Here is a 20,077-nt window from a genome sequence, read left to right on the forward strand (position 1 = left end):
TACTAAAGAGATTAGAAAAAACTGATAAGGTTTTTAATACTTTGTCTTTCTGTACGGTAGTTGTTTACAGCTGCTGAGGTATTTTCATAACCTATGGCTATTCCACATATTAGTGTACAGTCATCAAAGCCAGTTAGTTCTTTTTTAACAATATCAGGATAATGTCCTAGTGATGCTTGTGGGCATGTTGCAAGTCCTAAATCTGTAGCGGCAAGTAAGATAGATTGTACTAGCATGCCACAGTCCATATAACTACTAATACTGTCAGTAGGATATTTAAATATAAAAATAGCTGATGGAGAATCGAAGGAGATGTAGTTTTTTTTCCATTGTTTGATACGTTTCTCTTTATCTTCTCGAGAGATATTTAATGCAGTATATAGATCGTGACCACACTTAATAGCTCTTTCTTTTAATTCACCCTCTAAGGGGGTATCACCATCATAATTATATTCCATCCTTGGTTTTTCACCATTTTCACAAGCGTTTAGAATTTTATTCATTAGATCTATTTTCTTTTGACCACTAACTACAGCAATTTTCCATGGTTGAGTATTTTTACTTGAAGGTGTCCATTTTGCAGCCTCGAAAAGTTTTTCAAAGATATCTTGAGGAATTTGCTTAGACAAAAAATCTCTAACACATTTACGATTTTTTAATGCATCTAAAGTTTGCATGATCTATCCTTTTGAGAGTTTTTTAATAGTATTTAATTTTAACTAGAAGGTACTTAAAAATATATAGTTCTTCTGAGCACAGCATAAAAATGTTAAATTTGATATATATGTGTATAGGGGAGTAAGAGATGCGAGTAGAAACTGATAGTTTAGGAGATATTAAAGTTGAGAATAATAAGTATTGGGGTGCTCAAACCCAAAGATCATTAAAATATTTCTCAATTGGCAATGATAAGATGCCATTAGAAGTAGTTAGAGCTATGGCTATTATTAAGAAAGCCTCTGCTATTACAAATCATAAACTAGGTATACTATCAGAGCAAAAGAGTGGCCTGATCATTAGGGCATCTGACGAAGTATTAGAAGGTAAGTTAGATGATAACTTTCCATTATATGTTTGGATGACAGGTAGCGGTACTCAGTTAAATATGAATGTTAATGAGGTCATAGCTAACAGAGCAAATGAGTTATATGGTAATAAAAAAGGAACTAAAAATCCTATTCATCCAAATGATGATGTTAATAAGTCTCAATCTTCAAATGATAGCTTTCCAACAGCGATGAATATTGCTGCAGTAATAGCAGTTTCTCAGAAACTACTTCCAACAGTTAAATATATGAGGAGTCACTTACAGGACAAAGCGCAAGCTTGGATGGATATAACTAAAATTGGTAGAACCCATATGCAAGATGCTGTACCTATGAAGTTAGGTGAGGAATTTGGTGGTTATGCGGCATTGCTTGAGAAAAATATTAAACGCATAGAGCTAGCTTTGGGGGATGTCTATGAGTTGGCTTTAGGAGGTACAGCAGTTGGAACAGGAATCAATGCACCACAAGGTTTCGCTAAACTTGTTGCCGAAAATATTGCCAAAATCACACAACAACCTTTTATTACAGCAGCTAATAAATTTGAAGTACAAGGGTCGCATGATGCTTTAGTCGCTTTAATGAGCACATTAAAAGTCTTAGCTAACTCTTTATTTAAAATTGCTAATGATATTCGTATCCTTAGTTGTGGACCTAGGGCAGGTTTGTTTGAGCTGATATTGCCTGAAAATGAGCCTGGATCATCCATTATGCCTGGTAAGGTCAATCCAACTCAGTGTGAAGCCATGGCTATGGTAGCAACTCAAGTTATGGGATTAGACGTAGCTGTTGCTATGGCAGGCTCAGCTGGATATTTAGAGATGAATGTGTATAAACCATTAATAATATTTAACATTATACAGTCAGTTCAGATGTTATCAGATAGTATGCTTAATTTTTCAGATTACTTGATTAAAGGAATGATACCTAATAAGAAAAAAATAAATTATTATCTACATAATTCTTTAATGCTAGTGACAGCTATTGCCCCTTTTATAGGTTATGACAAAGCATCAGAACTAGCACACTATGCTTATCAAGAAGATATTTCTCTAAAAGAAGCAAATAAACAGCTAAAATTCTTATCTCAAGAGAAGTTTGATGAGCTAATAGATGATAGTATAAAATAGTTGTTTTTTTGTGTTTTTATATTGACAAGGTTTTACTCTCTTTGTATTATTTATCTTTCCTCTTCTGGAAAGTTGGATAAGATGTTGGTTTTAAAAAAATTAAAGGGAGGGTAAATATGCGTTTAACTCAACAATTATTTACAAAAAGAATTTCTTTAGTTCGATCTTTATCTAAGAAAACACAAGGTTTAAAATGCTTAGTAAAGACTCAAGCTAAGGAAACTAAAATAAAAAAATGATTTTTATTATAAAGCCTATATAATATTTCTAAAACGCTAATAAAAAGGAGCTACATTGTGTTGACGAAAAAAATGGCTTTTACCTGTTTTATTACGGTTATATTAATTTTTAACTCTGGTTGGATTGATAGTGTAGTTTTGTATAACTCTTTTGGTGCCAGTGTGGCTGTAATGTCAGGTAACTTAAGAATTCTTGGGCATAGTATTGCTGGGTCTGATTGGCTCTTTGTATATAAAGTGGCTATTCTTGTCTTTGGCTTTGTTGTTGGTGCCGCTGTAAATGGCGTCATAATGAAGACTGATGCATATGTTATTTCAGAAGACCATACCAAGACTTTGGTTTTGCAGAGTGCTGTGATGTTAACTGGAACATTATTAATAGATATTTTTAGTAATCATCGTGTGATTGATGATTTATTCTTAGCTGTTGCTATGGGTATGCAAAATAGTTTTACGACGATATTTTTCGGAGGCTTTGCTCGGACAACCCATATGACAGGTACAGCAACAGATTTTGGTATTGAGATAGGGCGAGTTCTACGTGGCGATAGATCAAATGTTTGGAAGATACCTTTCTTTGCTACTTGTATGACAATGTTTGTTATAGGAAATGCTGTTGGCTTTGCTTGGGTAAGAATATCAGGCGAGCACTTCACTTTGATGTTATTCCCTTCAGTTATTCTACCAATATTTGTAGGTATTGTGATTTTAATAACCTACAATATGAAAATTAAGAACCATAGTCTTTAGTTTAACGTAGGTAGTAATTCAAAAGAGCTGAAAACTTGTAAAGAAATTATAATAATTGCGATAGCTACTACGACTATAGTTATAGTAGATGTACTAAAAAAATCTTTTTTCTTACGGTAGTTAATTACCCAAAGCATCATTACAGGTAGAGCAACTTGCAACACAGCAACAAAAATACTTGCGTAGCCTAATGCTGATTTGAAACCATCAGGATATATGACTGCATATAGGTATGCTGGTAAAAAAGTAATTACAAAAGCAAGAACCTTATGTTTATGTAAATTTTTTGAGATTTTATATGTACTACGGTTAAAATCAAATAATCCTAATGCCACACCTAAAAAAGAAGTTGCTAAAGCAAAAAAGCCAAAAAAGAATGATATTGTGGAAATGTAACTTGATGTTCCTTTAAAGTGAGTAACTATTACAGATGTTATCTCGCCAGATTCTTTACCTAAGATTCCTGTTGGCGTTGCTACAGGTAGCGATCCAAGAGTTGCAAAGATCCAAAGTAAATATATTACTAAAGGTACTGAACTACCTAATATAATTGCCTGGCGTAGAGAACTTCTATTTGAACCGACGTATGTTCTAAGTGTTGGAACAATGTGATGAAAGCCAAAAGAAGTTAAAAGGATTGGGAATGCTGCCCAAATAAAATTTGGATTTTTAATTTGATATGTTAAGTGATCAGTTGAAACGTGAGGAACTAACACCGCAATTAATAAAAAGAATGCTAGAAGCTTACCTGTCAACATGAGTTTGTTGACATGATCAACCACTCTGGTGCTAATATAGATAAATACCCCAAGTATTAATATAAAAATAATGCCAGTAAATTTCTCAGATAGATTAATATTTAAGCTATCTAATGTTGTAGATAATAAAGCTCCTCCGCCAACTGTATAGGCAGCAACAAGAGAGTAAAGTAGTAGAACATAACAAACCCAGACTATTCCAACACCAATAGGGCCAAGCGTTTTACTTGTCATCTCTATGAAGTTTGAGCCATCATCCATTTTTAAGTTTACTTCTGCTAGAACTAAAGCTGTAAATGTCATTAAAGCCCAAATACTAATAATTAATACAGAACCAATAAAAAAACCACAGCTAGCGACGGTCGCTGGAATAGCTAACATTCCAGCTCCGATACAGGTGCCAGAGATAATCATTGCGGCACCAAATTTCCTTGATAAAATCATACTATACGCATCAGTTTTAGGATTTAATTAAATTTTAAATCCCAACTATTTTTTATAAAGCTTATAATATAACTTATTATAGCTTATATAAGAACTATATTTCTAGAAAATGGATATGAATAACAAAATTAAACAAGCTTTGATAGAGTTAGATATTAAAGCTAGTGAAACTCAAATTAACTTATGGATAGACTACCTAAAATTATTAGAAAAATGGAATAAAGTCTATAATATGACGGCGATCAAAAATATTGATGATATGTTGGTCAAGCATTTATTTGATAGCTTAGCTGTTGCTAAATATCTAAAAGGTTCATCAACTATAGATGTTGGAACTGGAGGCGGCTTACCTGGTGTAGTTCTTGCTATTTTATATCCAGATCATCAATTCACATTAGTTGATAGTGTCGGTAAAAAGATTATGTTTCTTAAAAATGTCAAGAAAACCTTAGGTTTGAATAATATAAATCCTATGAACTCTAGGGTTGAGGAGTTAGGTGGAAGTTTTGATAATATTATTTCACGAGCATTTAGTTCCGTTGATACCTTCTATGAGTTATGTAAGCAGTTTTTAACTGCTGATAATCAAATGCTGGCAATGAAAGGCCCTGACTTAGAAGAGCAAAACCTAGCAAAGCTGCCATTAGATACGCAAAAATTTAAAATAAAAGTTCCCTTCTTAAAAGCTGAAAGAAATCTAATAGTAATGAGAAAAAAAGATGCTAAATAAAGAGTATATAAAACAAGCTTATACAACAATTACTAAAAATATAGCTAGTCATGCAAATCTTCTAGCTGTGAGTAAATACCAGTCACTAGAAAAGATAGGATATTTAGCAGATCTAGGACAAAAAGATTTTGGTGAAAATTACTTCCAAGAGCTTGAGCAAAAAGCTCAACAACTTCCTAACTTGAGATGGCACTTTATAGGTTCTTTACAATCACGGAAAATAAAGCATATAGTAAAGTATGTTGATTCGATACAAAGTGTTGAAAAAATAGAGCATCTTGAAAAAATCAATAAATCGGCATCTCAGCTAAAAAAAACGGTGGATGTGTTTTTACAGATAAATATTGATGATGATCCTAATAAGTCAGGTTTTAAGTCTTCACAATGTAATGATGTTATTGATTGTATCAAAAGATCAGAAAGTTTAACTAATATAAAGGTTGTTGGGTTGATGTGTATCCCAGCCAAATCTGTTTTACCACAAGAGAGTTTCAAGAGGATGAAAAGCTTTTTTGATCAAGTTAACACTGGGTTACCTCAAGGTTTGAAGTTGAGTAGGCTATCTATGGGAATGAGTGCTGATTATGAGTTAGCTATACAGCATGGTAGTACAGATGTGAGGATAGGTAGTAGTCTATTTGGAGAAAGGCCAGCTAAATAATTTTTCTCTTCTAAGTAGAGCAAATACTTAATTTTTATAAAGTCTAAATATTGTTCTTTTATATATCCAACTTACACTTAATACAATACATACGGCGATTAGAGTTTCAAGTGATCTGCTTAGTGCAATTGCATATAACTGCTGTGACGATGATATAACAATATGCCAACTAATAATCATGCATGAAACAAATAAAGATAATAATAGATAGTAAGAAATTAAGCAGTTTACTAAAAAAAATAATATAAGTAGTAAAGCGATTTGTAGATGGAAATACTCTTTTATTGGTATCATCATAAGAACAATTAAAATTGGGCCTATGATATTAGCAATACCTCTTTTAATAGCCGTCTTTTTTATTCCTTCATAAGAGAAGCCTATAACTAAAACAATAGTCATTAAAATCCACCAAGAACTTGTGTTTGGTAAATAGAAAATCATGAGGTTAGTTATAAAATATCCAATAATTAGAGAAATAATTACAACATATAGAGAATGATGGTAAGGCTCTTGGACTTTCTCTCTAATAAGAGTTTTTTGTTTTTTATATAGTAATTGATTAGTTATGAAATAGTAAAAAAGTAACACTATTACAACTATACAAAAAGCAAACAAAATAGTGCTTAGATTGTTGGAGTTATGTGTTAATGCGCTTGAGATATATGCAATGAAACAGAATTTAGTGAGAATTTCTGGAATTTGGGGGTAACGAGTTGGCAGATATACTGCTAGAATACCCATAGCTATAGTACAGAGAGGTATTAACTCAGACTTGTTTGATATGTATATACCTATTATTAATGAAATCGTTGTTAATATAACCGAGATTAGTATATATGAGTAAGGTTTTTTATAAGCCCCATGAATTGGTGTTGCAGATAAAGCAATCATAGCAATTAAATTAAAATATAAAACCTTAGGTAAAAATAAATATCCTAATAGAGAAATAGTTCCAAGTAGTAGTGTTAGTAAAAAAGATTCAATAATGATTTTTTCACGTAGTACAGATATCATTAACGACTATATTATTAAATAGTTTTGATTTATTCTAAACTATAATGATTGATAATAAAATGATATGATTTTTAGACTTTAGTAGCTAGAAGTTTACTATTGATAACTAGATTGACGAATTCTCTTATTTTAGGTTGGACAAATTTATTTTTTGGATAATATATGAATAATTCTTGTTCATTAAAAAATTCATTGGTTAATATTTCAACTAACCTTCCTTCTTGAATTTCTTTTTTGACAATATATTCATGAAATTGAGCTATGCCCATACCATCTAAAATACATTCTTTTATAAAGTCAGTACTATCTGCTGATAATGTTGGATTAGCGATATTAACTTTAATATTATTTTTGATATTTACTAAAGGAGTAGCTCTAGAATTATGAGGAATGTAATTATGGTTAGATAAGTCTTCTAAATTTTTCGGGCTACCATTTTTATTAATATACTCAGGACTTACGCACAAGACATATCTCGTTTTTGCAATTTTACGTGCAACAATATCTTCTGGGGGCGGCCAGTTAACTCCTAAAACAATATCAACTTCCTGAGCCTTAAAATTAGGTAGCTTTTCTTCAACACTTACTTCTACCTGTACCTTAGGAAATTTTTTAGAATATTCTTTTATTAGTTTTAAGAGGACTTTCCGAGCAAAAAAAGGTTTAGTACTTATTCTTAATATACCTGATGGTTCATTATGGAATGACTCTGCTAAATCTCTTACTTTTATTATTTCTTGTTGTAGATTAACACAATAATCAAATAAGATATTACCCTCATGGGTAAGTGATAAAGTCCTTGTTGTTCGGTTTATTAGATCAACTTTTAATTCTTTTTCAAGCAATTTTATTGAGTGACTTATCGCTGCCTTTGTAACACCAAGAGCTTTTGCTGTCTTTGTAAAGCTACCATATAGGACAAGTTCATGAAAAACCTCAAATAAAGATATGGGAATTTTTTTATAGCTCTTCATTGTTTAGAAAAAGTAAACTTAAGTTAAATATATTGGTTATTGTAAAGAATTATTTTTAGTTTACTATATGTTTATCAAAAAAATAAATAAAAGATAAAGTATGAAAAATTATAAAATTATAATTTTATTAACTTATATTAGTATAGCCAGTGCTTCAGCAGTTATTATAAACCCTGCTTTACCAAGCATTTCTAGAGAGTTTGGATTATCTAGCGGCGCGGTTGAGTGGCTGGTGAGTGTTTTTCTTATAGGATATGTAGCAGGTCAAATAATATATGGACCGATAGCAAAGAAATATGGCGATGTTACTACTCTAAGAATAGGAATGGTTATAAATGTTATTGGTATACTAATTTGTTTACTAGCATCCTCTATGGTTATGTTACTTATGGGAAGATTTATAACAGCTGTAGGGGCATCAGCAGGGTTGGTGTGTACTTTTATTATATTGAATAACTCAGTAGCTCCTCAAAAAGCTAAATTAGCTTTATCTTATGCATCTATATCATTTGCAGTGTCCGTAACCTTAGCTACATTAATAGGTGGTTTAATTAATACTTATAGCAATTGGAGTTACTGTTTCTATGTGTTGTTATTTCATGCTGTAATAATGTTTGGAGCTAGTTTTTTATATGAAAATAAAAAAGACTTTGGTTTTAATTTAAAAGTCTCAGCTATTATTGATGGTTATAAAGATGCTTTTAGTAGCTTTAAGCTAATAGTGTTTGCATTGACATTAGGTGTAATGACAGTTTTTAGTTATTGCTATTCTGCAGCAGGGCCTTTTATAGCTCATAGTATGTTTAATTTAAATAGTGCTGAATATAGTATATGGACATCTATGACTATCATAGGAATTATATTAGGCTCTATATTAGTAGCTAAAATAATAAATAAATATGAGAGCTATAAAATACTTATTATAGCTTTGATTTGTTTTCTTATTTTGATTGCGATTACGATTGGGTTAAAGCTAAGTAATGATATGACCCCTATTATATTTTTTATACTAATAACGTTGATGTATTTTGTATGTAACTTTATATATCCTACAGCATCACATCTTGCATCGACCGCAATCGAATGTAAATCAAATGCTTCTGCGGCAATGAACTTTATAAATATGCTGACGGCTGTTATAGGAGTTTCTATAATGGGGTATATACCATTTGAATACATTTGGAGCTTCTTACTGATGTGTGCCATACTACCTATTATTTGTTTGGTCCTAATTATCTATAATAAGTTTTAAAATAGTTAGTTTTTTATTTAATTCTAAACTTCTAAGCATTATATTTAAGTTAACCAAAAAAAAAATAATATTATTTTTGAGAATTTACTAGATTAAGCTCGAAACTGTTTAGAGTTTATATATAATAACCTTATGCACTAATTTTCTTTTTTGGGTATAAATATTATGGATAAAATTGAAACTCATCAGCTTAAGGAAATTCTAAATGGTTTATATGCTTATACAACAACACTTTCTAGTATGGAGCATTTAACTATACAGGAAGAGTCTATTAAAGGTTTAATACGTTTATCTAATAGGATGGAAAATGTTTTAAATAATATTATCGGCACTAGTTGTGAAGATGTGGAACAAGGTTCAAATTTATTTTATTTTAACGTTTTATATCTAGGTGAAAATTTACAAATAAAGTCGAACCCATTGTATAAATTGGATTATCTGCCAGCGAATCAAATTAATAGATTAAATGAAGTGCTTGAATATGGCAATTATCAGATAGTTCTAATTGATCAAGATAGTCTTACATCTGATTTTGACCTATCGACTCTTACTTTTCAGAATATCTGTTTTTTAAGTGTATCAGATTGTGAAACTAAAGATGTTAATAGTAATGTATTTACAGAATATTTATCTTTAGATGAAGTAAAAGCAGATTTTTATAAGGTTATTGGCGAAAGTTGGAATGTTTTTACGCGAAAGTATTTCCTTGAAAAGCTGAGTCAAGATCAACCACTTAACTTTTTATCTATTGAAGATGACTATGATTCTGAAAGATCGCTCAATGAATTGCTTGAAATATATGGTTATGCTATTGAGAATTGTTCGAATGAGAGTCAGGCTATTTCTTTAATAACTTCTAAATGTTATGATTTTATTATATTAGATATTGGTTTAGAAGACTGTAATGGTTATGAATTAGCACTTAAGATTAGACAAATCCAAAAAGTAAGAAATAACTTTATTTGTCCAATATTGGTTAATTCTGGCAAAGCTAATTCTAAAAAAGACTATAAACTTTATGGAATTACAAAGTATTATGAGAAGCCATATTTAGTGAAAAATATAAATGTAATGTTAGATGAGTATTTACCAAAGGAGTTGTAATTGAGTAATGATTAAAAGTGTAGTCTGGCAGGAAGTTTCTGAAAAGGTGAGAGATATTTCTCCTGAATTATATAATATTATTTGTGAAATTTCTCCAGACAGTAATTACCCTTTATTTCTTATGCAAAGTAATTATGGAGAAGATATAAGCAGGTTTTTTAGTGAAAATCTTGATGAAAACCTGTTACTTGCTCTGCAGTTAAGCCGTGTTACTGAGAGGTTCGATGATTATGATGGAGAGCCCTCAAACTTTCATACTTATGTGCCAGGAGACTTATTATTTTTAGATAAAACTATAACATTTCTAGAAGGTTTTCCTTTTTATTGTTCATCAAAATATGTTTCTGGTGTAAGAAGTGCGTTTATGGTACCGAAGATATCAGATAGCAGGTCTCATAAAAGACTTTTATCCCATTATAAAATAGATGTACCTTCACCAAAGAAGAGCATATATGAACATTGGGAAGTATTTAAAGGAATTGCTAATAGTAAGTTACAGCCTTATAAATGGACTTCAGAGTTACTTTTTTTCTCAGACTCTTGGTTTAAGCATATTGATGACGAAAAGTGGTGCAAATTTTATAAATATATTTATAAACAGAGTTTTATAGAAAAATATAGGTTTAATATCGAAAAATTTTGGGATAGCTATCTTAATAAGATTAGATCTATCAAATGTGGACCATATAGTATAGAAACCGTAAGGCGCATTTTAAACATTCTGTCATTGTCTAAACATGGGTATGTTTTTGCCCACGATAATGAAGATTACTTACCAATAAAGCAGATACAAAATGCTTATAATGAGGTTTATCAAATTGGTGAGAATGCCCCAATCATTATGTATGCAAAAAAATATGATGTTAGTATGCGAGAAAATAATATACCAATATATTATTCATTATCAGTTCCAGATATAAGAAATATTAGATATATTTCTCGAGGTATTCAGAGCGCAAATCAAGAGCTAGCAATGCTAGTTAAGCTGAATAAAGAATTAACAAATTTAGCAAGTACATGTCCAAATGTTGCGATAGGTGAGGATATAAAGTTTAAGTATTTTCATAGTGAAGATAATGTATCATCACCTTTAGAGTCTATTCAGTCGATTCAAAAAATAGATAAAGTCCTTAAAGAAATATTAGAAAATCAATATCCTGGAAAAAATCTCTCTTCGTATAGTAACTTTTTAAGAGGATCTGTTGCAATTATTTAGTAAAATAGGTAGCAGAGTTGATTCGTTATTACAGTTTTATAGTCAATCCGATTGTATTGTGTACTTTTATGCGGTCATCCTGAACTTGATTCAGGATCTCTTTACTTTGGCTAGGAGATTCCGGATCAAGTCCGGAATGACAGGTTTTATTTTACATAAGTCATTCGGATTAACTATATCAGACTAAATTTCTAATATAGTTACTCAATCTTATATACGCAATTGGTGAATAATATTACATTTATTTAATTTCTAGAACTTTTTAAACAAAAAAAAGGCTGTTGAGTTAATCTAAGACCTTTTTCATGTCTCTTAATCTTGAGTATTTTTAGAGAAATCTGACTTTAAAATCCTTATTTTGTGTTTCATATCGGCATTTTGTACCGATATGAATACACCTATCCTAGTTAAGCCATTAAATTGACAGCTTTTAATGCGTTAAAACATATAGCTTTTAACAAAGCTTGTGCACTTACTTTTACTGTAGAGAAGTAACTAGCTCTAGTAAAGTTAAACTTTCTTTTCATCGTGCCAAAGCATTGTTCAACCTTATATCTAACTTTAGATATAAGAATGTTTCGTAATTTTTGTCTCTTAGTTAGTGGTTTATTTCTAACTGCTTTTTTAAGTACACGATTATTAATTTTGTTAGCTTTTAGTAATTCTCTATTAGCAGCAGTATCATATACCTTATCTGCTAATAACTGTTTACAGTTAATATCTTCTAACATTGTTTCTAATCTATGAGCCTCATAGACTTCTGCTGACTCTGTATGTATTGTTTGTATGAAACCATACTTATCATCTACACTAGCAAAAACTTTATAGCCATAATGACTCTTATTACCTTTCTTAATCCATCTTGCATCTACATCTTTACCATATGAAATATCAGGAATAGAGGTTTTGTCTTCTTTTCTATCTTCTACTGGATTATCCATATGCTTATTAGGTCTGCCTGCAGATTCAACTAAGGTAGCATCTATAATTGCACCTTTGGCATTATTTATCGATAAGCCTAATGCTTCTAGCTGTTTGTTAAATTCTTTAAGTAGCCTTTTATATTTTTTCTTTTCTATTAATAAGTTTCTGAACTTATTAATAGTACTATAATCAGGTAAGTTAGACGTTGGCGTAAAACCTGTGAAATACATGAAATCAATTCTTAGCCTTAAACTAGATGCTAATTCTCTATCGCTTAGACTATACCACTGCCCTAGTAACAAAAGTTTAAACATCATTATACTATCATAGGCGGGTCTACCTTGCCTTGTCATATCTTGAGTATAGATACCTTTAAGTGTTTTCCTAAACTTTTCAAAGGTAACTAACTTGTTTAGCTTTACAAACTTATTATCACTACCTAATGATTCTTCTAATCCTAAAAAGAAAAAATCCATAACTGTTAAAATATAAATATCTACTGCTATAGCTATATTTTACAAAATTCATAAATTTATTGGCAGATTAAATCAACAGTCTTAAAGAGTGAATTTAGATAAAACCAAAACTATTGTTCAGTAAATTAACTTATATGTATTTTTGTATATATTTTATTTATGTAAATTGACAATTAAGATTTTTTAAGTATACTTAATTACAGATAGCTTGTTACGAATTTATAAAAGGGGCTAGCGGTTATTGAATTGGGACTGGTATTAGTTTTATTAAATAAAAATATAATTTCTAATATATCCCTGTTTAAAAACCTCAAGTAGTTTTAATATAAAATTTAATAGTGGGGTTATAAAGATGATAACTAAATTTTGTATACTGACAGCGGATAATAGAGTTAAAGATTTAGAAATATTAATAAATAAGCATTATAAGCCTGAATGTCTTGATTATGTTACTCGGATTGGGATGGAAGATGTTTTGTGCAAGATAGATGATAAGGAAATAAGAGAAACAATAAAAGATTTATGGATGTCAATAGAGCAAAAAATAGGCTATGAAATGAGTTTAGTTTTTAACTCTATTAGAAACAAAAATACGACTTTAAAATTAAAGGCATCTTTAAGTGTTAATTTGATAGCAAAAAATAAAAACAATGATATTTTTCAATCCATAAAGAAGAATACTGGTACTGCTATCAAAATTATACAAGTTGATGCTTAAGATTCATTTCTAATCAAGTTTTCTTTGTAAAATATTAAATAATAAAGTTTATTTAAAGCCTGTAGCAGTAAAACGTTGGGCTATTTTATTATTTCGTAGAATAACTACACTTTTTGCTGGAATGCTTATTTTATTATAATTTTTTGTCGAATCTGCAAAATTAGCAATTACTGTAACAGCATTTGAGAATTGCCTAGATTGTAGTAGTTTATCTTTACTTAGGACAGCTAAAATTAGTTTTATTCTTAGAGTACCTAGAAAAAGCTTAAGATAAATATTTTTATAGCAGCTTTAGATTAATTCGGTAGGGGTAACTTTTATAGTTTTAAGATCAATAATAGCGCCTACACTGTCATCGGCTCCAGCCTCTCGAATAGTCAGTTTCTTGTTTGGCGCATCATCATTGTTTTCTAAATCAATACTGATATTTTGCCAGTCAGGTGAAAAATCTTCTTGTGTATAAACTACTTCATCACCCAAAAGAACCTCAAAGCCTCCTGATTCACCTCCTGTACGAGAGTAATATTCAAAGCTTAAGTTCATTTTTTTAAATCCTTCGGTATTTAGATCATGAGATAGTTCAACAATTTCATTTGCGTGCCCATCTAGCTCAATAGCAGCCTCTCTGCCATCAGAGTTTTCAAAACCATTCCAGACTTCAAGCTTGCCACCATCAGTATACCAATCACCCGTAAAAGGATGATCAGAGTCTATAAATGCTAAAAAACCATCTGGGGCAGGGTTATCTCCCCATTGGAAACCATATCCATCAGGAATTAAGGAGTTCTGACTAAGTGCATTATAAAAGTTGATACCATAGCCACGACATGTTGATGGAACCATCGATTGTGTGATATTTTCTCCAGTAATTATGCATTTCCATTCTATAATACTACCATTAACAGTAGATCTAAGTAGTATATACGCCTCTCCTGTAACGGTCTGTGCTCCAGAGCTACCAATATCTCGATAAATATCTGCATTATCATCAACATTTATGTGAGGGTCATCTATGTTAATAGTGGAGACACTAGAATTATTAATGATTGCATTAGAGACATCTTGTTTAATTGCACCCATAAAACTTAACTGATTAGATATCTTTGATCTAATGGTATAATTAGAATAGACAGGGATAGATATTGAAGCTATTAACGCAATTATAGCAATTACAAACAAAATCTCTAATAACGAAATGCCGGAGTGAGATTTATTAATTTGCACGGTAAAAAATTGCTAACCTCTAAAAAAACCTTATAGATATTGTAATATAAAAAATGACTTTTTAATATAAACATAGATTAATTTGAAATACTGGCTATTACACTGGCTATCAAAAATCTAATATAGTAAAATTTTTCTAGGACTTAAATATAGAGTAAAAAATGACTTCTTTAGATAAGGTTAATAGTTATTTCGAAAGTAGCATACAAGCGAAGATAGAAACAGCGAATGTTTTGCCACCTGCGATAGCTCAGGCTGCAAAAGCAATGGTCTCCTGCCTAGAGAATGGTGGAAAGATCTTGGTATGTGGCAATGGTGGTTCTGGTGCTATAGCACAGCATTTTTCATCAAAATTATTAAATCATTTTGAGATGGAAAGACCTCCGTTACCTGCCATTTCTTTGACAGGAGATATGGCAACTATTACCGCAGTGGGTAATCATTATGGCTTTGCAGAGGTATTTTCTAAACAAGTTGCGGCACTTGGTAATGAAGATGATATTTTATTAGTTATATCTACTACAGGTAACTCAGAGAATATACTTAAAGCTGTTGAAGAGGCTCATGATTTAGAAATGAAAGTTATAGCTTTAACAGGAGCAGGTGGTGGAAGATTACAAAACATGTATAATCCAGAAGATATTGAATTGAGAGTTCCATCTGATAGTATTGCAAGTATACAAGAAAATCACTTCCTTATAATACATTGTTTATGTGATATTATTGATCAAAAATTATTTGCAGGCCTAGAAGATTAATAAAATGAACCTAAAAAAACTGACAAAAATTATTATCTTGGCTACTATTAGTTTTTTTCTATCAGGATGTATAGAACCATATACTGCGCCAGTTCCTCAAGGTAAAAAAATATCAAATAAAAAGCTTCTTGAAATTAAACCTAACATGACAAAGAGTGAAGTTATATATATATTAGGTTCGCCAGATATTATTGATACCTTTAATCCTAATAAATTTATCTATATAAACACTTATAAAAAAGATATGCAGTCTAGTAACTTTAGCGAATCAAAGCTAATATTGACATTCAATAACCAAGATAAACTAGTTGGGATCTCTGGGAACTATGCACCACCAACTAAAGAGCCTGTATTCTAGAGGCCAAAATAAAATTCAGTATCTATTTTAATTGTTTCAACAAGAGTAGGGTGTAGGTTTTTACTAAACCTATCTAATTTTTCCGATATCTGAATATTATCAGTGTATAACAAATTTTAATTGTAGGTATTGTGTTATTACACTTTTTGTAACTCTAAAAGATATAATAATACAAGAAATAGGAAATATTTATAGAAAAGTGATAAAAAATAATTAAGCAGCAGAAAGAGCTTTGATTTTAGCACTTAGACGAGACTTATGTCTAGCTGCTTTATTTTTATGGATTAAACCTTTAGTAGCATACTTATCTAGTAAAGGAACTACTTTTGTGAAGTTTTCTTTTGCAGCTTCAACATCGCCTTTTTCTATAGCGTTAGTTGTTTTTTTCAAGAAAGTTCTCATCATTGAACGACGAGCAACATTGTGTTGACGATTTCTTTCAGCTTGAATAATTCTTTTTTTCGCTTGTTTTGAGTTAGCCAATTTTATTCTCCAGTTTTAATTTTTTTAACTTTTTATAACTTTAGTTTCTCTGGGGGATAAATCGAGAAACACAAATATATAAATATAATAGCTAAAGTATTTTGCATACATTGAACTTTTTTGTCAATAAAAAATATAACATAATTAATGAATATTTACTTATTTAAATAGCACTATCACTACATTTTAATATCATTTTATAGCATAATAGTTAGCTAGATTTATAAATTATAAATAACTGATAAAGTATACATATATATGAAAAATATAAGAAACTTCTCAATAATAGCCCATATTGATCATGGTAAATCAACTCTTTCAGATAGATTTATCCAGGTGTGTAATGGATTGACTGAGCGTGAGATGAAAGAACAAGTACTTGACTCTATGGATATAGAGAGAGAGCGTGGAATTACAATCAAAGCACAGTCTGTAACCTTAGATTATACGGCTAAAGATGGTCAAACATACCAACTTAATTTTATTGATACTCCAGGACATGTGGATTTCTCATATGAGGTTTCACGCTCATTGGCAGCTTGTGAAGGAGCTTTGCTTGTAGTTGATGCAGCTCAGGGAGTTGAGGCACAAACTGTTGCTAACTGCTATACAGCTATTGATCAAGATTTAGAGGTTATACCTATTTTAAATAAAATAGACCTTCCATCAGCTGAGCCTGATAGAGTTGCTGAAGAGATTGAAGATATAATTGGTATTGATGCCACAGGTGCGACTACGTGTAGTGCAAAAACTGGTATAGGTGTCGAAGATGTTTTAGAAACAATTGTTGCTAAAGTTCCTGCACCACAAGGTGATGTTAATGATAAGCTACAAGCTTTAATCATTGATTCATGGTTTGATAACTATTTAGGGGTTGTTTCATTAGTTAGAATCAAAAATGGTACTTTGAAAAAAGGTGAGAAGTTCAAAGTTATGTCAACAGGAGTCTCTTATCAGGCTGATAGAGTAGGTGTATTTACGCCGAAAATGAAAGATCTTGATCATCTAAAGGCAGGAGAGGTTGGCTTTATTATCGCGGGTATCAAGGATATTCACGGTGCTCCTGTTGGTGATACTCTTACACATACGCATAACCCTACAGATAAGCCGGTGCCAGGATTTAAGAAGGTTCAACCTCAAGTTTATGCAGGGATGTTTACTATAAGTTCAGATGATTATCCAGATTTTAGAGAAGCACTAGAGAAGTTAAGTTTAAATGATGCTTCATTATTCTTTGAACCAGAAGTATCTCAAGCCTTAGGGTTTGGCTTTAGGTGCGGTTTCTTGGGTATGTTGCATATGGAAATTATCCAAGAAAGATTAGAGAGAGAGTATAACCTTGATTTAATCACTTCAGCACCAACTGTTGTTTATAAAGCAGTTAAAAAGGATGGTGAAACTATTGAGGTTGATAATCCATCAAAATTACCAGAACCAGGGGCTATTGCAGAGATACATGAACCAATTGTTAGAGCTAATATCCTTGTGCCAAAAGATTTTGTTGGTAGTGTGATTACAATCTGTGTTGAGAAGCGTGGAACACAAGTTGATATGAACTATGTTGGTAATCAAGTTTCAATAACTTATGATTTGCCAATGATTGAGGTTGTTTCTGACTTTTTTGATACTTTAAAATCTGTAACTAAAGGATATGGCTCGTTAGACTATGAGCTTATTCGTTATGAAGCTGCGAATATGGTGCGTCTAGATGTGCTTATCAATGGCGATAAGGTTGATGCTTTGGCAAGTATTGTACATAAAGATCAAGCAAAATATAAAGGTAGAGAGCTAGTTGAAAGACTAAAAGAGCTTATTCCAAGACAGATGTTTGAAGTTGCTATCCAAGCAGCTGTAGGCGGTACTATTGTTGCTAGAAGTACTGTTAAAGCTTTACGTAAGAATGTCCTAGCAAAATGTTACGGTGGTGATGTTTCGCGTAAGAAGAAACTTCTAGAGAAGCAGAAAGAAGGTAAAAAGAGAATGAAAAATATTGGTTCTGTTGAAATTCCTCAGGAAGCCTTCTTATCAGTATTAAAGAAATAATCTCGACTAAATTAAAATTATTAATCTGACGATGGGGTAAAAGATGTAATTCTTACTAAATTACGATTAAACCCTTTATTCTCAATAATATATTTTGTATTTCCTATAGGCTTTTTATTGATAAAAATTTTTGCCTGGCATGTTCTCGTGTTATTAGAAAAATCAATTTGCTCAATATTAGAAAATGAAATAGAATCTCCAACTAAAGAGTTATTATTTACTCTATTAAAAATTTCACTTAAGGTATCTTTTACATTATCACAGTGATAAGTTGTATATCCTGCTTTATATATTACCGGTAGTACTATTGCGACTAGTACTATTATTATCGAACTAATACTTTCCCAGAGCTTGGGTCTTTTAGGTTTTAGTTTTCTTAATAAATATTGCTGTATGGCATATAGAGCTAATGCAATTGCTGCTAAAAAATGTCCTATAATTATAGAAAAGATTATGAACAGTAATATATATCGTAAAGCTTTAAGCTTGTTTTTGTTTTTAATGATACTCGTCATTAAGATAACTTGTGTTTGTCTTATAAAGAATGTTGATATTATCTATAAAGCCTTTGTTAATCTCAATCATTACAATAAATTTATTGGCATATTTTGTAATGACTACTATGTTTAATATATAATTTGTATCAATAAGTATTTATAAGAGTATTTTATGTCAAAAAAAGTAGTAGTAGGTATTTCAGGGGGCGTTGATTCATCAGTTTCAGCCTTGTTACTAAAGCAACAAGGCTATGATGTAACCGGTGTTTTTATGAAAAATTGGGAAGAGGATGATACCGAAGAATTTTGTTCAGCCGAGCAGGATATCGCTGATGCTCAAGCAGTTTGTGATTCTATAGGCATTCCTTTTAAAAAAATAAATTTTGCAGCAGAGTACTGGGATAATGTTTTTGAGCATTTTCTAACTGAGTATAAAGCAGGTAGAACACCAAACCCTGATATTTTATGTAATAAAGAAATCAAATTTAAAGCTTTTCTAAGTTATGTTCATCTGCTTGGTGGTGATTATATAGCGACGGGCCATTATGCGCGTACACGCGTATTAGAGGGTGGTTCTGTACAGCTTGTCAAAGGTTTGGATGATAATAAAGATCAAACATACTTTTTATATACTCTTGGCCAAGAGCAGTTAAAACAAACAATATTTCCGATAGGGGATATTGAGAAAGGAAAAGTTCGTCAAATAGCAAAAGATAATAATCTTGTTACTTTTGACAAAAAAGATAGTACGGGCATTTGCTTTATTGGTGAGCGTAAGTTCAAAGAATTTCTATCTAAATATTTACCAGCTCAAAAAGGTGAAATTCATGATGAAAATGGTATAAAGATTGGCAAGCATGATGGGCTTATGTATTACACAATAGGTCAAAGGCAGGGTCTAGGTATTGGAGGTGTAAAAAATCGTCCTGAAATACCCTGGTTCGCTGCAAAAAAAGACCTAGAAAATAATGTACTTGTTGCTGTACAAGGCCATGATCATCCGATGCTTTTCAAAGATTCTTTGGAGGCCATAGATTTAAGCTGGGTTGCAGGCCATCCTCCTGCAGATAAGTTTAAATGTAAAGCTAAAGTTCGTTATAGACAAAAAGATCAGCCTTGTGAAGTTAGTGTAATGCAAGGTGGTTTAGTGAAAGTACTCTTCGAGCAACCGCAAAGAGCTATTACCCCAGGTCAGTCAGTAGTTTTTTATAATGAAGATGTTTGTCTAGGTGGAGGGATTATAGTTTAAGAAAAGTAAGGCTTGGCTTAGATTGTAAT

The 20,077-nt window shown here is 31.3% G+C and carries 20 protein-coding genes; 12 read left to right on the plus strand and 8 right to left on the minus strand.

Annotation, left to right across the window (positions count from 1 at the left end; genetic code table 11):
* Window positions 1–11: 11 nt before the first annotated feature.
* The gene (locus F7310_RS00440) at window positions 12–677 is read right to left on the minus strand and encodes a nitroreductase (protein WP_072711114.1); all 666 of its coding nucleotides are present in this window, start codon (window positions 675–677) and stop codon (window positions 12–14) included.
* Window positions 678–805: 128 nt separating this feature from the next.
* On the opposite strand from F7310_RS00440, the gene fumC reads away from it, so the two are divergent.
* Window positions 806–2,176 carry a class II fumarate hydratase gene (gene fumC / locus F7310_RS00445; RefSeq protein WP_072711115.1) on the plus strand — a complete coding sequence of 457 codons (1,371 nt, stop codon included), beginning with the start codon at window positions 806–808 and terminating at the stop codon, window positions 2,174–2,176.
* Window positions 2,177–2,472: 296 nt separating this feature from the next.
* Window positions 2,473–3,165 (plus strand): YoaK family protein, encoded by a 693-nt coding sequence (locus tag F7310_RS00450; RefSeq protein ID WP_072711116.1) that lies wholly within the window; start codon window positions 2,473–2,475, stop codon window positions 3,163–3,165.
* Here F7310_RS00450 and F7310_RS00455 read toward each other — a convergent pair.
* Window positions 3,162–4,367 (minus strand): amino acid permease, encoded by a 1,206-nt coding sequence (locus tag F7310_RS00455; RefSeq protein ID WP_072711117.1) that lies wholly within the window; start codon window positions 4,365–4,367, stop codon window positions 3,162–3,164. The two genes, F7310_RS00450 and F7310_RS00455, sit on opposite strands and share 4 nt — an antisense overlap.
* Before the next feature lie 115 nt (window positions 4,368–4,482).
* Between F7310_RS00455 and rsmG the strand changes: the two genes are divergently transcribed.
* Window positions 4,483–5,097: a 16S rRNA (guanine(527)-N(7))-methyltransferase RsmG gene (rsmG, locus tag F7310_RS00460; RefSeq protein ID WP_414653984.1), complete on the plus strand. Its 615-nt coding sequence runs from the start codon at window positions 4,483–4,485 to the stop codon at window positions 5,095–5,097.
* Entirely contained in the window at window positions 5,087–5,758 is a 672-nt protein-coding gene (locus F7310_RS00465; protein WP_072711119.1) for a YggS family pyridoxal phosphate-dependent enzyme, read from the plus strand. The genes rsmG and F7310_RS00465 overlap by 11 nt, the downstream gene beginning before the upstream one ends.
* Before the next feature lie 27 nt (window positions 5,759–5,785).
* On the opposite strand, the gene F7310_RS00470 is transcribed toward F7310_RS00465, so the two are convergent.
* Both F7310_RS00470 and F7310_RS00475 read right to left on the minus strand, forming a co-directional pair.
* The gene (locus tag F7310_RS00470; protein WP_072711120.1) at window positions 5,786–6,772 is read right to left on the minus strand and encodes an FUSC family protein; all 987 of its coding nucleotides are present in this window, start codon (window positions 6,770–6,772) and stop codon (window positions 5,786–5,788) included.
* Window positions 6,773–6,843: 71 nt separating this feature from the next.
* Window positions 6,844–7,746 (minus strand): LysR family transcriptional regulator, encoded by a 903-nt coding sequence (locus tag F7310_RS00475; RefSeq protein ID WP_072711121.1) that lies wholly within the window; start codon window positions 7,744–7,746, stop codon window positions 6,844–6,846.
* 100 nt (window positions 7,747–7,846) lie between these two features.
* Between F7310_RS00475 and F7310_RS00480 the strand changes: the two genes are divergently transcribed.
* From F7310_RS00480 to F7310_RS00490, 3 genes are all read left to right on the plus strand, one after another.
* Window positions 7,847–8,998 (plus strand): multidrug effflux MFS transporter, encoded by a 1,152-nt coding sequence (locus F7310_RS00480; RefSeq protein ID WP_072711122.1) that lies wholly within the window; start codon window positions 7,847–7,849, stop codon window positions 8,996–8,998.
* A 165-nt stretch (window positions 8,999–9,163) separates the two neighbouring features.
* On the plus strand, window positions 9,164–10,102 hold the full coding sequence (locus F7310_RS00485; protein WP_072711123.1) for a response regulator: 939 nt from the start codon (window positions 9,164–9,166) through the stop codon (window positions 10,100–10,102).
* A 7-nt stretch (window positions 10,103–10,109) separates the two neighbouring features.
* Window positions 10,110–11,318, plus strand: a complete 1,209-nt coding sequence (locus F7310_RS00490) for a hypothetical protein (RefSeq protein ID WP_072711124.1) — start codon at window positions 10,110–10,112, stop codon at window positions 11,316–11,318.
* A gap of 407 nt (window positions 11,319–11,725) precedes the next feature.
* Here F7310_RS00490 and F7310_RS00495 read toward each other — a convergent pair whose 3' ends face one another.
* Window positions 11,726–12,718, minus strand: a complete 993-nt coding sequence (locus F7310_RS00495; RefSeq protein WP_072711125.1) for an IS5 family transposase — start codon at window positions 12,716–12,718, stop codon at window positions 11,726–11,728.
* 352 nt (window positions 12,719–13,070) lie between these two features.
* On the opposite strand from F7310_RS00495, the gene F7310_RS00500 reads away from it, so the two are divergent.
* On the plus strand, window positions 13,071–13,436 hold the full coding sequence (locus F7310_RS00500; RefSeq protein ID WP_072711126.1) for a hypothetical protein: 366 nt from the start codon (window positions 13,071–13,073) through the stop codon (window positions 13,434–13,436).
* 291 nt (window positions 13,437–13,727) lie between these two features.
* On the opposite strand, the gene F7310_RS10635 is transcribed toward F7310_RS00500, so the two are convergent.
* Window positions 13,728–14,660, minus strand: coding sequence for a type IV pili fiber building block protein (locus F7310_RS10635; protein WP_236939876.1), 933 nt, complete (start codon window positions 14,658–14,660; stop codon window positions 13,728–13,730).
* Window positions 14,661–14,821: 161 nt separating this feature from the next.
* Between F7310_RS10635 and F7310_RS00510 the strand changes: the two genes are divergently transcribed.
* Entirely contained in the window at window positions 14,822–15,418 is a 597-nt protein-coding gene (locus F7310_RS00510) for an SIS domain-containing protein (RefSeq protein ID WP_072711127.1), read from the plus strand.
* 4 nt (window positions 15,419–15,422) lie between these two features.
* On the plus strand, window positions 15,423–15,776 hold the full coding sequence (locus F7310_RS00515; protein ID WP_072711128.1) for an outer membrane protein assembly factor BamE: 354 nt from the start codon (window positions 15,423–15,425) through the stop codon (window positions 15,774–15,776).
* Between the two features lie 213 nt (window positions 15,777–15,989).
* On the opposite strand, the gene rpsT is transcribed toward F7310_RS00515, so the two are convergent.
* The gene (gene rpsT, locus F7310_RS00520; protein WP_072711129.1) at window positions 15,990–16,259 is read right to left on the minus strand and encodes a 30S ribosomal protein S20; all 270 of its coding nucleotides are present in this window, start codon (window positions 16,257–16,259) and stop codon (window positions 15,990–15,992) included.
* A gap of 258 nt (window positions 16,260–16,517) precedes the next feature.
* On the opposite strand from rpsT, the gene lepA reads away from it, so the two are divergent.
* Window positions 16,518–18,302, plus strand: a complete 1,785-nt coding sequence (lepA, locus tag F7310_RS00525) for a translation elongation factor 4 (protein WP_072711130.1) — start codon at window positions 16,518–16,520, stop codon at window positions 18,300–18,302.
* 20 nt (window positions 18,303–18,322) lie between these two features.
* Here the strand turns inward: lepA and F7310_RS00530 are convergent, their stop codons facing one another.
* The gene (locus F7310_RS00530; RefSeq protein WP_072711131.1) at window positions 18,323–18,817 is read right to left on the minus strand and encodes a hypothetical protein; all 495 of its coding nucleotides are present in this window, start codon (window positions 18,815–18,817) and stop codon (window positions 18,323–18,325) included.
* A 154-nt stretch (window positions 18,818–18,971) separates the two neighbouring features.
* Between F7310_RS00530 and mnmA the strand changes: the two genes are divergently transcribed.
* Window positions 18,972–20,048: a tRNA 2-thiouridine(34) synthase MnmA gene (gene mnmA, locus F7310_RS00535; RefSeq protein ID WP_072711132.1), complete on the plus strand. Its 1,077-nt coding sequence runs from the start codon at window positions 18,972–18,974 to the stop codon at window positions 20,046–20,048.
* Window positions 20,049–20,077: the final 29 nt, after the last annotated feature.

Origin of the sequence: Francisella uliginis (genome assembly GCF_001895265.1) — a bacterium.
GTDB lineage: Bacteria > Pseudomonadota > Gammaproteobacteria > Francisellales > Francisellaceae > Francisella > Francisella uliginis.